Below are 16,092 nucleotides of genomic sequence, written 5' to 3'. Positions count from 1 at the left end.
AGTATGAGAAATCAGTCCAGCTTCTATGCAAAATTTTTCGCTGCTGGCATTTTAAGAGCTGATTCGTCCCGCTTCGAGCTGATCCACTGTAAGCAGCACCTCACGCGGCTTGCTGCCTTCGTACGGTCCCACGATGTGACGGGCTTCCATCTCGTCAATGAGCCTTGCAGCCCTAGTGTAGCCAATACGCATGCGGCGTTGAAGCAGGGAGACCGACGCTTGCTTGGCTTCGACGACAATCTGAACAGCCTGATCGTACAGCTCGTCCATGACCTCTTCAGAGCTAGCCGTCTCCTCCTCAATTTCAGGTACAAGATCTTCCTTGTACTCTGCTTCTGCCTGTCCTCTGGCATAACCGACGAGCGCCTCTACCTCCTGATCGGAAAGGAATGCGCCCTGTACCCGTGTTGGCTTGGAGGTCCCCATTGGCAAGTAAAGCATATCGCCGCGGCCAAGCAGCTTTTCCGCTCCGACCATGTCGAGTATTGTTCGTGAATCGACCTGAGAAGAAACACCAAAAGCAATCCGCGATGGAATATTCGCTTTAATGACACCGGTAATGACGTCAACAGACGGACGCTGAGTCGCGATAATAAGGTGAATGCCTGCCGCACGAGCCATTTGTGCGAGTCTGGCAATCGCATCCTCGACATCGTTAGCCGCTACGATCATCAAATCGGCAAGCTCATCGACAATGACAACGATGTAAGGCAGAACTGCTTTAGGGTTATCCGCCATTAAGGTGTTGTAGCCCTCAATATTACGCGTTCCTGATTTGGAAAACAGCTCATAGCGTTTTTCCATCTCGACAACGATTTTCTTAAGCGCAAGTGATGCACGACGTGGATCGGTTACAACAGGCGCCAGCAAATGCGGGATACCATTGTATACGTTCAGCTCGACCATTTTCGGATCGACCATGAGAAATTTTACTTCATCTGGCGTTGCTTTGTACAAAATACTAGTAATAATACCGTTTATACAGACTGATTTTCCGGAGCCCGTCGCTCCCGCTACAAGCAAATGGGGCATTTTCGCCAAATTGCCCACGATTGGTTTGCCTGCAATATCACGGCCAAAGGCAATAGACAGCTTCGAAGGGGAATCATAAAATTCCTTGGTTTCCATTACTTCGCGCATTGTAACGATAGACACTTCCATATTCGGCACTTCAATCCCTATTGCCGATCGGCCTGGAATGGGCGCTTCCATTCGAATATCCTTGGCCGCAAGCGCAAGTGCAATATCATCAGTCAAGCTTACAATTTTACTAACCTTCACACCTGAAGCCGGTTCAACTTCAAAACGGGTAACGGCAGGGCCGATAACCGGATCAAGCACCTTCGCCTTCACGCCAAAGCTTTCCAGCGTCCGCTCGAGCTTAAGCTTCGCCTCCATGGAACTGGAGCCGATGCCACCTCTGACCATATGGCTAGGTTTGGAAAGCAGCGTAAACGGCGGTAAAACGTACGGCTTGACCACCGGGACGCTTGATGCTGAGATCGCCGGCTTGCTTTCCGCAGCTTGCGAATTCGCCTCATTGCTGCCAGCGTTAGAATCAGAAACAGCAGCAGCTTCCAGCTGGCTACCTGCCGCTCTCACGCCATCCAATACCGGTCCTTCATATTCATCGTCATTTTGTTGAAGAGCCTGCTCAAATTCCTCATTCGTCTGCTCAATTGCGTCATACTCCGTGTTTTCTTCTTCGTTTTCTTCTATATGTACCAACTCTTGCTGCTCCTGCGTTTCTTGCGGTCTCCATGGCTCTGACCACTCCTGCTCATCAGTTAGGTCGTTATGAGCGTATGTCTGGGCAGCTTTGGCAGTCAAATCCTCCTGCTCGCTAGGCCACAAGCTAGCGCTTGTCTCCGGCAGTGGAACTGCGGCAGCTGTTGATGAAGAAACTGTGCTAGGCGCTGTTTGAGCAGCAAATCCGTCCTGCTCATTGTCCCAATCCTGATCCCACTCTTCCGCCCAATGCGGTACTGCCGCGCCCTCTTCGCCACGACCAGCCTCACCATGAAGCGGCTCATCCTCCAGCTCCCATTCGTCGTGGCTAACGGTAGCTTTCGTCTTATCGGATTGTCGCCAAGAGAAAAACAGCGACTTTTTGTTTTTGGCCGGACGGAGCGCAAAATCTTCTTCATCATCGTCAATCGTATTGTCCGAAGTCAGCACGGTGCTTGCTGCCGATACCGTACTTGCGCTTCTCGATGATTGCGTCGCGGCTCGCTCGGCGGCATAATCCGACCATTTTGCCGCAAGCAGCTTGAGCATACGGGCAAAACGGGTACGCAGCGTCTTGAACAGCTCCACATACGATTTTCCTGTAATGAGCATTATGGAAATGGCAATCATGACAAGCATGAGAAGCTGCGCTCCAATTTTCCCAAACAAGGTAAAAAGTACGGAATATTGCAGTGCTCCAACGTAACCGCCACTAATTGCCTTGTCCTTAAGCGGCCGCAAATCCTGCGGATTGGAAGTTAGCAGCTCTCCCCTTAAGTCACTGTCCAGCTGATTCAAAATCACTTTGCCGGACAGCAGCGTCGTATCCCCAAGCTTGCGGTCAATTTCCGCAATAGAGCTCCACAGCGTAAAAGCAAGTACGAGCACAAGCATGCCTGTTTTCCGATTAGACCAGCCTTTCGGCCACATCCGTTTGACCATCACGACCAGCCCGACATATATGCCAATCAGTGCAATCACAAAGTAAAATTTACCCAGAAAGAGGCCGAACAGTTTGGACAATGAACGTCCAACCGTCGCCTCTCCCGATAAAGCAATAATCGATACCGTAATGAGTAAAATACCGTAAACCTCATATTTCAAATTTGCTGCGAGCGATTTCTTACTCCTTCTCTTCTTAGCCAACGTTCGTCACCCCCGGTAAAACATTATACCATAGGTGGACAAATGTTCCTATTCGTTCGATAGTCCCTTAAACAGTTAGATCCGTTATCAATATTTGACAACAGCTCCTGGCGAAAGCTGCGGATTTAAGTAGTCGTCGAGCCCGCAATGAATGAGACGAATGACTTTACCCACCCCTGGCGCAATGGGCTCTACCTGCATATAAACGCCTTCCACCCAAACTTCGCGACCTTGATTGATTTTCTCCTCTGCCTGCCAGCCTGCGAGCACTTCTTCCAGCGGAACAATCGTATATAGAACAGACATCAGTTAAACACCTCCGGCATTCCCGCCTGCCTGCGCTCCTCTACCAGCCGCCTAAGCTCCCGAAGCGCCTCGCCAAGGCCGCCCACCGCATCAATCAAGCCATGACGCACCGCGTCTCCGCCAACGACTGTTGTGCCGATATCGCGCGTCAGCTCACCTGTTTTGAACATTAGCTCCTTGAAAGTCGCTTCCGGCACTTTGGAATGCATCGTAACGAAGCGAACGACACGCTCCTGCATTTTATCCAAATATTCGAACGTTTGAGGAACGCCAATCACGGTGCCATTCAAGCGAATCGGATGAATCGTCATCGTTGCTGTCGCAGCAATGAATGACAAATTTCCCGCTACTGCTATCGGAACGCCGATCGAATGCCCGCCACCGAGTACAAGTGTAACCGTCGGCTTTGACAAGGAAGAAATCATTTCGGCGATAGCGAGCCCCGCTTCCACATCGCCGCCAACCGTGTTGAGAACGATCAGCACACCTTCGATTTTCTGATTTTGCTCGGCAGCGACCAGCTGTGGAATCAAATGCTCATATTTTGTCGTTTTGTTTTGCGGCGGCAGCACCATATGGCCTTCAATCTGTCCAATAATCGTCATACAAAAAATATTGGACTCAGCCTGCGGAATGCTCACTTGGCCCAGCTGCTGCAAAGCGTCAAGCGCCCCGGCCGCCTTTTTCTTCTCTTCGTCATACGGCTCAGGCTGCTCTCCTGTTAAACTCATTGAATACGGCCACATCGGCGAATTCCCCCTCTTGAACAAGGCTAATACCGTTTTGACTGAACCTACGGCTCGTCATAGTATGGGAAGGTCTCGTTTATTTATGCCTCTGCTCCTGCAAATATTCACTGTATGGCCGAATGCTTACCGCACTCGTCTTAAAGTCCGGCATTTTGCAAAAAGGGTCTAGCTGCGGACTTGTCGCCCGGTTTACATTTTGCACGCCGCCCCAATGCATCGGAATAAATACCGTGTCCTCACGAATGCTGTCCGTCACTTTGCAGCGTAATATAACAACTCCGCGCTTCGACTGCACGGCTACCAGTGAAAAATCCTCAATACGGTATTTCCTCGCGGTATGAGGGTGAATCTCCAAATGATTTTCCACATTTCTCGCTTCCAGCGTAGGACTGCGGTGCGTTTGTACCCCTGTCAAGTAATGGGATAGCTGCCGTCCATTCGTCATAAGCAGCGGATACTCATGGTCTGCCTTTTCTGCTGGAGAATCGCTCGTAACGGTTTGAAAGGCAGCTAACCCATCCTCATGGGCAAAAGACTTCTCGAACAGCCGTTTCGTACCCGGATGATCCAGCGATGGGCAAGGCCAATAAATGCCCTCCTCCTTGCGCAGCCTGTCATACGTTATGCCGTAATAATCTGCAAGCCCGCCCTTGCTCGCCAAACGCAGCTCATTAAAGATTTGCTCGGAATTTTCAAAGGCAAAATAATCGCCGCGGCCAAGCCTGCTTGCCAGCTCGCACAATACTTGCCAGTCATGGCGGGCTTCTCCGGGTGCAGAACGACCCGCTTCCCTCAGCAAAACGCGGCCTTCTAAATTGGTCATCGTTCCGGTATTTTCCAAATAAGCGGATATCGGCAGCACAACATCAGCAAGCAGCGCCGTTTCGGACAGAAACATATCTGCTACGACGGTAAAATCAAGCTTGGTGAGTCCTTCCTCCACAAGCGTCGCATTCGGGTTCGATACGATTGGATTCGATCCCATGACAAGCAAAGCTTTAATTTCCTCGCGGTGCACCATTTCCATCATTTCATAAGCGGATACACCTTTGCCAGGGAGCTCCTCCGGGCGAATGCCCCAGACGCTTGCCACATAAGCGCGATCATGCTCATTTTCGATCAGTCGATAGCCAGGGAGCTGGTCAGCCTTTTGCCCATGCTCTCGCCCTCCCTGTCCATTCGCTTGACCAGTGACCGCTCCATAACCGCAGCCCTCACGGCCAATTTTACCCGTTGCCAGTACCATATTGAGAAAATTCCGCACCGCCAAATGCCCATCGGCATGCTGCTCGACGCCACGCGCGGTAAAAACCATCCCCGTCTTCGCCTCACCAAATGCGAGCGCAGCGAGGCGAATGAGCGCCTCAGGAACACCCGTGCTTTCAGCTATATCAGCTAAATTTAGCGCCCTTACATGCTGCTCCAGCTCCGCAAATCCCTTCGTACGGCTGCGAATAAAGCCCCGATCAATAAGTCCCTCATCAAAAATAACTTTAAGCATGCCATTCACAAGCGCAGCATCCATGCCTGGCTTCACCTGCAAATGAATGTCCGCAAGCTCGGCCGTTCCCGTCATTCGCGGGTCAATGACAATTAAGGTCGCCCCGTTTTCCTTTGCCTTCGTAAAATAAGGCATAAGCGTCGGCTGGCATTCCGCTATATTCGTTCCGGCAAGAATCAGGCATTCCGACCGTTCAATTTCCTTTAACTGATTCGTTAGTCCGCGATCAATGCCGAACGTTTTGCTTCCGGCGGAAGCGGCGGCCGACATGCAGAAGCGCCCATTATAATCAATATAGCGGGTACGCAAACCAACACGAGCGAATTTACCCAGTAAATAGGACGTTTCATTCGTCAATGAGCCGCCGCCATATAAAGCGACCGAATCCGTACCATGCTCGGCCTGCAAAGCTTGAAAACGGCTGGAAACTAGATCCAGCGCCTCTTCCCATGTCGCCTGCACAAGCTTCCCTTCCCGTCTAATGAGTGGATGAACGAGCCGCTCGCGATGCAGCGTGTGCTGATGCGCATTCATCCCTTTCACACATAGCCGTCCTTCCGATGCGGCATTCGGGATCGCTGTCACCTTATAAGAAAATCGACCGGCCGCTGAGCGCTCCTCTTCGACGCGCATTTTGCACTGCACGCTGCAAAAAGGACACTGTGTATCCATAACTGCCGTTACTTGGGGCTTCTGCTCAACCACTTTTAATTCTGTCATCATTTTTCCTCCCTACTCAAACGGTGCATGTCTCTAGGCTATGTTCTAATCGCCAGTTGTCCAGCAGTTCCTCGCGAAAATCAGGGTCTAACAGCTTCTCTCTTATCGCAATAAGTCCTGTCCGCTCCAGCCATTTCCACACGGCTTCTCCATAAAAGGCGGATTGACGGTACAACTGCATACAGGCAATCGCCGTTTCTACTGCCCCCTGCTCAGAGCCCTCTATTATAAGCAGCTGCGCTTGCTTGACCGGACTTTCCATATGCCCGCCAATATAAAGTTCCCAGCCTGCTGGCGACGCTGAAATACCCACATCATGGACCAGCACACCGGCAGGATATAAGGCCCCGGCAGATACAGAAGCTTTGAGCATGCTTGGCGATGCTAGGCTTCCGAGTGCTTTCTCCAGCTCCGCGGCTATATAGCTCGGCCCGCCGCCTTCGAAACGATCAGCATGCGAAATCTGGCATTGGGATGACGATTCCCCCTGCATCGATGCAGCTACGAGAACAGACTGCAGCGTGGGGTAATGAATCTGCGCCTGTCCTAGGACATCGCCCGCGTCGCTTGTTACAGCCAGCCGCAAATAGTAGCCCATCGCTGCCTGACAAATGAAGCAGCCTTCAGGCTTTCTCCACTCAAGAGCCCTTCTTGCTGAAGCGGCATCACTGAACGTATCGCCTAGCATGGCTTCTTTAAGTCCTGCCGGATCAAGCTCCGTACAGCTGCAAATTGGCGCTGCTTTGACTGCTCCCCCAACTCCCGATAAGGCATAAGCAACGAGCGCCTCCACCATTGGACGGCATCCGCCGCAGGAGCCGGAAGCTTTCGTCTTGTCGCGCACCTGATCCGCCGACTCAAGCCCATCAGATTGTATCGCAGCTACGATAGCCGACTTGCTTACCCCATTACAAGCACAAACCGTTTCACCGTCCGGCATTGCAGCTGCAACAGCATCAGCTCCGCCTGATTTGGAGCCTGAATCGCTTTCCTTAAGCACGCCTATTCCAGCACGGCGCTTCAAATACCCAAGCAGCTTGCTTCCCTCGGAGCTGTCTCCGAACAGTACAGCTCCAGCTACAATACCGCCTTGCATCGTTACTTTTTTATAAGTGCCTTTCATCGCATCATAATGCTGCAGCGCGGTTTCAGCTTCTTCATCGCGGATAACGCCCGCGGAAAACACCTCCACGCCTGACACCTTTAATTGTGCATATGGAATGGAGCCGTGATAGCCATCGGTTTCTAGCTCGCACAGATGACGTGCTAGCACCTTCGCCTGTTCATAAAGCGGAGCAACTAGCCCATACACGGTCTCCTGATGCTCGGCGCACTCCCCTACCGCGTATATGCCAGCAATATTCGTTTCCATATAATCGTTTACGATGATTGCACGATTCGTCCTAATGCCGCTATCCGCTGTAACAGCTAGATTCGGGCTAATTCCGATCGCTACGACGATGAGGTCTGCGGCAAGCGTTGTTCCATCCGAGAACAGCAAGCCATTCGCCCTGCGGACACCTGTTATTTTTTCCGTTCGCTTGTTAAGCCAAAAACGCATGCCCTGCTTCATCAGCTCTTCCTTAAGCAGGTTTGCTGACATCCGGTCAAGCTGGCGATTCATTAAATAGGCCGCGTTGTGAACAACATCAACCTCCATGCCGAGATTGAGCAGTCCTCTTGCTGCTTCGAGCCCGAGCAGCCCGCCACCAATAACGGCAGCACGCTTAAAGCGCTGGGAAGCCTCCATCATCGCCTGACAGTCCTCCATATTGCGGAAAGCCGTTACGCCAGGCTTCTGAATGCCTGGCAGCGCAGGCATAAACGCTGATGAGCCGGTTGCAATAATCAGGCGGTCATAGGCAATCTTTTTCCCTGATGCCGTACGCACCCATTTCTCCTCCGCATTTATACGCTCAACCATCTCGCCAGTTAGCAGATCAATGCCACGCTCACTGTACCATTGCCAATCGTTCAACGTAATATCAGATAGCGCTGTATTCCCTTGCAGCACTTTGGAGAGGAGAACACGGTTATAATTGGGATGCGGCTCTGCGCCTATAATCGTAATGTCATATGCTTGAGGCGCCAGCTCGTATATTTCCTCTACGCATTTAACGCCAGCCATACCGTTGCCGATAACGACAAGTTTTTGCTTCATCAAAGCCGTTACCCTCCGTTCTATTGTAAAATGGTCAAAATGGTATACGCTAGTTAAGTCAAACTAAGAAATGCGGCCTGCCTCCCCGCCTGGAGACCTTCACCGGGAATCGCCGCCAGTGCATTTGCACCAGCAAAAGCAGCAATATTGCCCGATTTATCGTTCGGCAACGGCCTAACCCTCCATTCCCCCTCCTCCATCCATACAAAAGCGCGGATATAACGGGGATACGGCGAAGGCTTATCCACATTGTCCATTAATACAGCCTGCTTCCACTCCACCGTGCTGCCATTAAGCCCAATCAAATGCTGCGTTAATGGCTTCACCAACAGGACGAGCCCTGTATAGCAGGCTGCAGGATTGCCAGATAAGCTAATCAACAGCTTGCCTCGATGTATAAATGCGGACGAATGCGGCCCAGGGCGCATCATCACTTTAGTAAACAAAGGTTCAAAACCGAGGCGATCCGCCGCACGCGCCACGCAATCGTAATCACCTACCGAAATGCCTCCAGTTGTAATAACCAAATCCGCCTGCTCCGCAGCTTGCTTAATCGCGTCAGCAATCACTTCAGCATCATCCTTAATCGGTAAGGAACGAATAACTGAGGCTCCCTGCTCCTGTAGAAAAGCTTCCACGGCGAAGCCATTGGCATCGTAGATCCGATTCGGCTGCAAGAGCTGGCCCGGAAGCAGCAGCTCATCACCAACAGGAATGATTGCGACAATCGGCCTAGCAACTACAGAAGCCCGTTCCTGCCCATAAGAGGCGAGAATGGCTATTTCCTTCGAGCCAAGTAAGGTGCCTTTTTTAATGACGAGGCTGTTTTCTGCAAGATCTTCGCCTGCTTCGGCAATATTTTTTCCCGGCTGTACGGGCTGATTAATTTGAATTTGCGACATTCCCCACGCCGCAGCGTCCAACTTCTGTCCTTGCAAGCTCGGCGACTGAATTTCCTCCTGCCTAATAACAGCATCAAAACCAACAGGCACAGGAGCTCCTGTAAAAATACGTACTGCCGTCAATTGTTCATTAATGAGAGGACGCTTGCCAGAGCCCGTATGCCAAGCTATTTCTCCCGCCCCCGCCTGCACCTCGCCAGTTACGATAAGGCGAATCGGATTGCCAGGTGAAGCCGTCTGCGTAAAAGCAGCATGGAGCGCATAACCGTCCATCGCTGCCCGACGAAAAGGCGGCATAGGAAAAGGGGAGTAAAAATCCTCGGCAAGCACTCGCTGAGCTGCTTTCTGCAGAAGCACTTGCTCCACCTTACCCGGCAGCGTACGCTCGATTAGACAGTGAACCGCTTCGTTAACGCTTAAACCTTTTTTTATATCAACACGATCTACACGGGCAACCGTCATTTTCACTTCCTCCTTCATATAGCTGAAAATAAGCACAAAAGCCCGTTCCCTGTCAGCAGGGAGCGGGCTTCATTGCCAGTGGGCGGCGGCACACCATTGTGCGGCCTTTATATGGATTATTATGAGCATAAAAGAATTCGACAGAAGTGTCAATATATATGACGCGAATTAAACGTTTAAAGCATATAAATGTTTTATGTAATATTTATTGACATGTAATGATCGATATTCTATAATTCAGCTTGAGTTCACAATGAGGTGAGCAATTATCGTCCGCACAGAGTCGTGCTGACGTTCGGCAATGAGGCCGCAATCCGTCCGAGCTTTAGCTTGGGGCAGACTGCGGCCTTTTCTTTATATGTACAGCTGGAATTGCGGTGCGCCATGCACCCCGGGAATGCGAAAACCGCCATCACCCACGCTGACTGAGCACGACAAAACCAATCATAGAGGAGATAGAGACATGGTAGATAAAAAAGCGTTTTGGAAAAGTGGACATAAACCATCCTTGTTCAGTTCTTTCTTGTATTTCGATATCAGCTTTATGATTTGGATTTTGATGGGACCGCTCATTGTTGTTATCGCCAGCGATTTTCCAATGGATGCCGCTCAGAAAGCCAAACTGGTCGCTCTACCTATTTTAGGCGGCTCGATATTGCGGCTTGTGCTAGGTTTTATGACGGACCATATTGGACCGAAGAAAACCGGACAAATCGGTATGCTCGTTACAATGATTCCTCTCATTTGGGGCTGGAAATTTGTTGATTCCTTAACAGAGCTGCATTTCGTTGCTCTATTGCTTGGGGTAGCTGGAGCTTCTTTCGCAGCAGCACTGCCGCTTGCAAGCAGATGGTATCCCCCGCAATATCAAGGGCTCGCCATGGGGATCGCTGGAGCAGGCAACAGTGGTACCGTACTGACGACGCTTTTCGCTAATCGGCTGGCACAGCATTTTGGCGGCTGGGAAGCGGTATTCGGACTTGCCCTTATTCCCATTGCAATCGTATTTGTCATCTTCACGATTTTTGCTAAGGAAAGCCCAAATCAGCCCGCTCCGAAAAAGCTGTCCGAATACGGACAAGTGCTGAAGCAAAAGGATGCATGGCTGTTCTGTCTTTTATACGGCGTTACGTTCGGCGGCTTCGTCGGCATGTCCAACTATTTGACGATTTTCTTCAACACGCAATATGGACTTTCCGCGATTCAGGCGGCAGACTTTACAACCATTTGCGTTATTGCCGGAAGCTTCTTCCGTCCAGTAGGCGGCTGGCTCTCCGATAAGCTTGGGGGCATTCGCGTCCTGATGGCGCTGTATGTCGGAGCAGGCGTTATGCTAGCTTCCATCTCCCTGCTGCCTCCACTCTACGTGGTCAGCACCTTGCTGTTCCTTGGCATGATGTGTCTCGGCGCAGGCAATGGCGCTGTATTCCAGCTCGTACCGCAGCGCTTCGGCAAGGAGATCGGCATTATGACCGGGATTGTCGGCGCAGCGGGCGGTGTTGGCGGTTACTTCCTGCCGCTTATTCTCGGCAGCCTTTATCAATCGACAGGCTCCTACACACCAGGCTTCCTCATTCTCAGCGCCATCGCCCTGCTCAGCATGCTCATGCTCGCGTTCATTCAAAAGGAATGGAAGCGCACTTGGGTCGGCAGCGGCGGCAAAGCCAAAATTGAAGGCGGCCAGGCCATGGGCAGCTAAATTTTACAGCGTTAGAAGAACAGCACGAAAAAAACGGAGTGAGGAACGGTCCGGTTATCCGGGCGTTAGTCACTCCGTTTTATTTTTGATCAACTACACTTCCATAATGATCGGCAAAATCATTGGCCGACGGCGTGTTTTCTCATAGAGGAAACGACCGAGCGCGTCCTTCACATTCGTTTTCAGCGAAGCCCACTCATTCACTTTATCGTTCATTAGCTTGAGAAGCGTTGCGGACACAATTTTGTTCGCCTCGTCCAGCAGCCCTTCGGATTCACGCACATAGACGAAGCCGCGCGATATAATATCCGGCCCAGATACAATGGTGCCCTCCTGTTTCCGCAGCGTCACCACGACAACGAGAATACCGTCCTGTGACAGCAGCTTGCGATCCCGCAGCACAATATTGCCGACATCGCCAACGCCAAGGCCATCAATCAGCACATTGCCTGCTGGAACCTTCGAGCCTCTGCGCGCCTTGCCGCCCTGCACCTCTACCGTATCGCCATTTTCCATAACGAAAATATTGGATTTCTCAATGCCAACCGCCTCGGCCAGCAATGCATGCTGCCGCAGCATCCGATATTCACCATGAATCGGGATAAAATATTTGGGCTTAATCAGATTGAGCATCAGCTTCAGCTCTTCCTGGCTGCCGTGACCAGAAACGTGGACTCCAGATACTGAGCCTGGTCCATAAATGACATTCGCTCCAAGACGGAACAACTCGTCCACTGTCCGCCCTACATACCGCTCGTTGCCCGGAATTGGCGTTGCTGCAATAATGACCGTATCTCCCGGCAAAATATCGACTTTACGATGCGTTGAACGCGCCATGCGTGTCAAAGCTGACATTGGCTCTCCTTGACTGCCCGTACATAAAATAACGACTCGATCCGCGGCCAGCTTATTCACAGCTTCCGGTTCAACAATCATGCCGTCTGGAATGTTCAAATAGCCTAAATCTCCGGCAATTCCCACCACATTGACCATACTGCGTCCTACGACAGCAATATAGCGATCCGTAGCAATCGCAGCGTTGATGACCTGCTGAATGCGGTGAACATTGGAGGCAAACGTTGCAACTACGACACGCTGCGGCGATTTGCGGAATATATCTTTGAGCTCTTCCCCTACATTTTTCTCCGAAGGCGTATAGCCTGGACGCTCCGCGTTTGTACTGTCGGACAGCAGCGCAAGTACACCCTTCTGGCCGATTTCCGCCATGCGCTTAATGTCAGCATATTGCTCATTAACTGGCGTATGGTCGAACTTGAAGTCGCCCGTGTGTACGACGATCCCCTCCGGCGTCTCCAAGCATACGCCTACGGAATCAGGAATGCTGTGGTTCGTTTTAAAAAAGGAAACGTTTATGCTGCCAAGCTCTATCTCCGAATCCGCATTAATGAGTATTCGCTTCGTTTCGCCCAGCAGGCCCGCTTCCTTCAGCTTGCCTTCAATCAGTCCCAGCGTCAGCTTCGTGGCATATACCGGAACGTTAAGACTGCGCAGCATATAAGAAAGCCCGCCGATATGATCCTCATGTCCATGCGTAATGACAATGCCGCGCACCTTCTCGCGATTTTCCTTCAAATACGAAATGTCCGGAATAACAATGTCTATGCCGAGCATATCCTCTTCCGGAAATTTAAGCCCCGCATCTACAATCACAATATCATTGTCATATTGAATGACGTACATATTTTTTCCAATTTCGCCAATACCGCCTAATGCAAAAATCAACAGTTTATCCTGCACATTCTTTTTGGACAATGACTATCCCTCCTTTTTCCAACCTGATGAGGTCATGTTTTTTTCCTGTTAAACAAGAAGGAAGCTGCTCCATTCTTCGCTTAATTTGCAAATCATTTCCGCACCCGATCACTTGAACTCATTATACATGATGAAAAAGATCGAATACAAGGCTGAGGCGCTGGCCGGTGGAAAAGAATGGTTTGTGGTTGGGGCGCTGCGTGAAAGGTTTGGGGTTCGATCGCCATTCCCCTGTGATTTCTCCGAACTGTAAAAACTTTAGCGGTAGAAATCTCAGGGCAAAAGCGAGCGCTTGCGCTTCTCACTCCCAAACCTTTCACTCCGCTTGTCTCCCTCTTCACCAATATCTTTTAAAACCGTATTTCATCCCCATGCAGCTGCGGTTGCAAGGAAAGGAGCTTGTGCCCTTGAGTGAGCGGCACTGCCATCAGCAAAAGCCAGGTTGAGAACATCACTTTGGAAAACAAAAAAAGCTGGTGCCTCGGCACCAGCTTCGTGATTTGATAAGAGCTTGAATTAAAATGCGGTTGAGGAATCAACCAAGTTTTGCAAAAATGCAGCTTCTGATTCGCTAACGCCTACCAACGGAAGTCTTACTCCGCCAACCGGGAAGCCGCGCAGTCCCAATACATGCTTCAGAGCAACCGGATTCGGTACCGGATTCGGACATTCGAACAAGCCCTTGAATACCGGGAAACATTCGGCGTTTAGCTTTGCCGCCAAAGCAACATCCCCACTCACATAAGCTTCGATAAGCTGCTTCATTTTTTTGCCGATAACATGGCTGGCTACACTAATAATGCCATAGCCGCCCACCGCTAAAGTAGGGAGCGTCGCGGCGTCATCGCCACTGTATACTTTAAAGCCCTCTGGCGCGCCTGCTACAAGCTGAATGATCTGCTCGGATGATGCACAATCTTTTGTAGCTACGATGTTGCTAATCGCCGCTAGACGCAGCGTCGTTTCAACCGAAATATTCACGACTGTCCGGCCTGGAACGTTGTATAGTACAACCGGAAGCTTCGTCGACTCTGCAATCGCTTTAAAATGCTGATAAAGACCTTCCTGGCTCGGTTTGTTGTAATAAGGCGCAACTAGAAGTACACCGTCAACTCCGCTCGCCTCAGCTACCTTCGTCATATGGATGGAATGCGCCGTATTATTGCTTCCTGTGCCTGCAATAATTTTAGCCCGTCCAGCAGCGCGCTCTACCGCAAAACGGAATAGCGCTTCTTTCTCCTCATCCGTAAGCGTAGGCGATTCACCCGTCGTTCCGGATACAACAAGACTATCGCTAAGCTGTTCTTCAATTAAGTAATCGATTAATCGTCCAGTCGTCTCCCAATCAATTTCGCCAGCAGTATCGAATGGGGTGACCATCGCCGTAACTAATCTTCCAAATTCCATTCTGACTCCTCCTAAAAGTTTTGCGAAGCAAAACTCACTTCGTAAGCATCTACTTTAAAGTTTTGCGAAGCAAAACTCACTTCGTAAGCATCTACTTTAAAGTTTTGCGAAGCAAAACTCACTTCGTAAGCATCTACTTTAAAGTTTTGCGAAGCAAAACTCACTTCGTAAGCATCTACTTTAAAGTTTTGCGAAGCAAAACTCACCTCGTAAGCATCTACTTTAAATTTCGCAAAGCAAAAGCTTCTTCGAAAGCTCACGCCCAAAACTTTGCTTCGCAAAACGGATCTATTGCATTTGTTTCCTGCTACAAATGAAGCTCGAACTTGGCATGAAGCGCGCGCAGCGCGGATGCCATGTCCACATCTTTGACCAGTACCCAGATGGTCGTATTGGAGTCCGCCGCCTGCATAATTGCAATCCCCTGCAGCGTAAGCGCCTCTACAATACGTGCCATAATGCCTGGAACGCCGTTCATACCGCCGCCAATGACTGATACCTTTGCACAACCGCTAATCGCAGTAGGTGCATAACCACAGTCCGTCAGCAGAGCTACAGCCTTCGCTGCATCGTAGTCAAATACGGTGTAAACGACTCCGCTCGGCGTCACATTTATAAAATCAACGCTAATATGATGACGAGCCATCGTTTGAAAAACTTGCAGCTGAACATCCGCCTTGCCTTCCACCGTCTGCACCGAAATTTGAGTAATCCCCGCTACATGCGCAATGCCTGTCACATGACGGTCACTTACCATTCCGGTAGCATGGAGCGGACTATCGGTTACTAATGTTCCTTCATCGAGCGAAAAGGTCGAGCGAACACGAATCGGTATTCTGGCTTGCTGGGCAATTTCTACAGCACGCGGGTGAATGACCTTAGCCCCTTGACGAGCCATATTGCAAATTTCTGCATAGCTGACGACAAGAAGCGGTTTTGCATCATTCACAATTCGCGGATCAGCTGTCAGAATACCATTGACATCGGTATAAATATCTACCCGCTCCGCTCGCAACGAAGCGCCAAGTGCAGTCGCCGACGTATCGCTCCCGCCGCGGCCGAGCGTAGTCAGCTCTCCGTTTTCGTTACCGCCTTGAAAACCGGTAACGATGACGACTTTATTTTCACCAAGATTCGTTAGAAGCTGCTCCGGACGCAAATCGGTAATTCTCGCTTGGCCGAAATGCCCGTCCGTTATAATGCCTGCCTGATAGCCGCTTAAGATGGTAGCGGGAATCCCCTTTGAACAAAGCAAGCTGCATAAGACCGCGGCAGAAATCATCTCACCACAGCCCAGCAGCATATCCCGCTCACGCAGCGGAAGCGAGTCTCCATTGCTTCGTACTAAATCAAGCAGCGTATCCGTAGCATATGGGTCGCCTAGGCGACCCATAGCCGAAACGACAACGACGAGCTGAAAACCATTTTCGCGTTCACGCTTAATATGCTCCAAACAATGATTTCTGGCAAAATCGGATGATACTGAGGTTCCTCCAAACTTCTGAACGAGAGTGCGCATAAGCCTCTTCCCCCATCAC

Annotated in this window: 11 protein-coding genes; 1 reads left to right on the top strand and 10 read right to left on the bottom strand. The window is 50.6% G+C overall.

Annotation, left to right across the window (positions count from 1 at the left end):
• Positions 1 to 51: 51 nt before the first annotated feature.
• The 6 genes from WH37_RS11950 to WH37_RS11925 form a co-directional block, all read right to left on the bottom strand.
• On the bottom strand, positions 52 to 2,874 hold the full coding sequence (locus WH37_RS11950) for an FtsK/SpoIIIE family DNA translocase (RefSeq protein WP_046230777.1): 2,823 nt from the start codon (positions 2,872 to 2,874) through the stop codon (positions 52 to 54).
• A gap of 87 nt (positions 2,875 to 2,961) precedes the next feature.
• Positions 2,962 to 3,180: a YlzJ-like family protein gene (locus WH37_RS11945; protein WP_046230776.1), complete on the bottom strand. Its 219-nt coding sequence runs from the start codon at positions 3,178 to 3,180 to the stop codon at positions 2,962 to 2,964.
• Entirely contained in the window at positions 3,180 to 3,926 is a 747-nt protein-coding gene (locus tag WH37_RS11940) for a ClpP family protease (RefSeq protein WP_046230775.1), read from the bottom strand. The genes WH37_RS11945 and WH37_RS11940 overlap by 1 nt, the downstream gene beginning before the upstream one ends.
• A 79-nt stretch (positions 3,927 to 4,005) precedes the next feature.
• The gene (gene nasC / locus WH37_RS11935; protein ID WP_082110755.1) at positions 4,006 to 6,153 is read right to left on the bottom strand and encodes an assimilatory nitrate reductase catalytic subunit NasC; all 2,148 of its coding nucleotides are present in this window, start codon (positions 6,151 to 6,153) and stop codon (positions 4,006 to 4,008) included.
• A gap of 13 nt (positions 6,154 to 6,166) precedes the next feature.
• The gene (locus WH37_RS11930; protein WP_046230773.1) at positions 6,167 to 8,311 is read right to left on the bottom strand and encodes an FAD-dependent oxidoreductase; all 2,145 of its coding nucleotides are present in this window, start codon (positions 8,309 to 8,311) and stop codon (positions 6,167 to 6,169) included.
• A 53-nt stretch (positions 8,312 to 8,364) separates the two neighbouring features.
• A complete protein-coding gene (locus WH37_RS11925; RefSeq protein ID WP_046230772.1) occupies positions 8,365 to 9,675 on the bottom strand; it encodes a molybdopterin molybdotransferase MoeA in 1,311 nt (436 codons plus the stop codon).
• Between the two features lie 463 nt (positions 9,676 to 10,138).
• Here WH37_RS11925 and WH37_RS11920 point away from each other — a divergent pair, with 463 nt between their 5' ends.
• Positions 10,139 to 11,374: a nitrate/nitrite transporter gene (locus tag WH37_RS11920; RefSeq protein WP_046230771.1), complete on the top strand. Its 1,236-nt coding sequence runs from the start codon at positions 10,139 to 10,141 to the stop codon at positions 11,372 to 11,374.
• A 93-nt stretch (positions 11,375 to 11,467) separates the two neighbouring features.
• On the opposite strand, the gene WH37_RS11915 is transcribed toward WH37_RS11920, so the two are convergent.
• The 4 genes from WH37_RS11915 to dapG all read right to left on the bottom strand — a co-directional run bounded on the left by WH37_RS11915 (position 11,468) and on the right by dapG (position 16,073).
• A complete protein-coding gene (locus WH37_RS11915) occupies positions 11,468 to 13,147 on the bottom strand; it encodes a ribonuclease J (protein ID WP_046230770.1) in 1,680 nt (559 codons plus the stop codon).
• A 516-nt stretch (positions 13,148 to 13,663) separates the two neighbouring features.
• A complete protein-coding gene (gene dapA / locus WH37_RS11910) occupies positions 13,664 to 14,554 on the bottom strand; it encodes a 4-hydroxy-tetrahydrodipicolinate synthase (protein WP_046230769.1) in 891 nt (296 codons plus the stop codon).
• Between the two features lie 11 nt (positions 14,555 to 14,565).
• Positions 14,566 to 14,760, bottom strand: a complete 195-nt coding sequence (locus WH37_RS11905; protein ID WP_156182303.1) for a hypothetical protein — start codon at positions 14,758 to 14,760, stop codon at positions 14,566 to 14,568.
• A 101-nt stretch (positions 14,761 to 14,861) separates the two neighbouring features.
• A complete protein-coding gene (gene dapG, locus WH37_RS11900; protein WP_046230767.1) occupies positions 14,862 to 16,073 on the bottom strand; it encodes an aspartate kinase in 1,212 nt (403 codons plus the stop codon).
• Positions 16,074 to 16,092 lie beyond the last annotated feature (19 nt).

This window comes from Paenibacillus algorifonticola (assembly GCF_000971975.1).
GTDB lineage: Bacteria > Bacillota > Bacilli > Paenibacillales > Paenibacillaceae > Pristimantibacillus > Pristimantibacillus algorifonticola.
The sequence above is the reverse complement of the archived record's forward strand: the minus strand, read 5'-3'. Positions and strand labels throughout refer to the sequence as shown.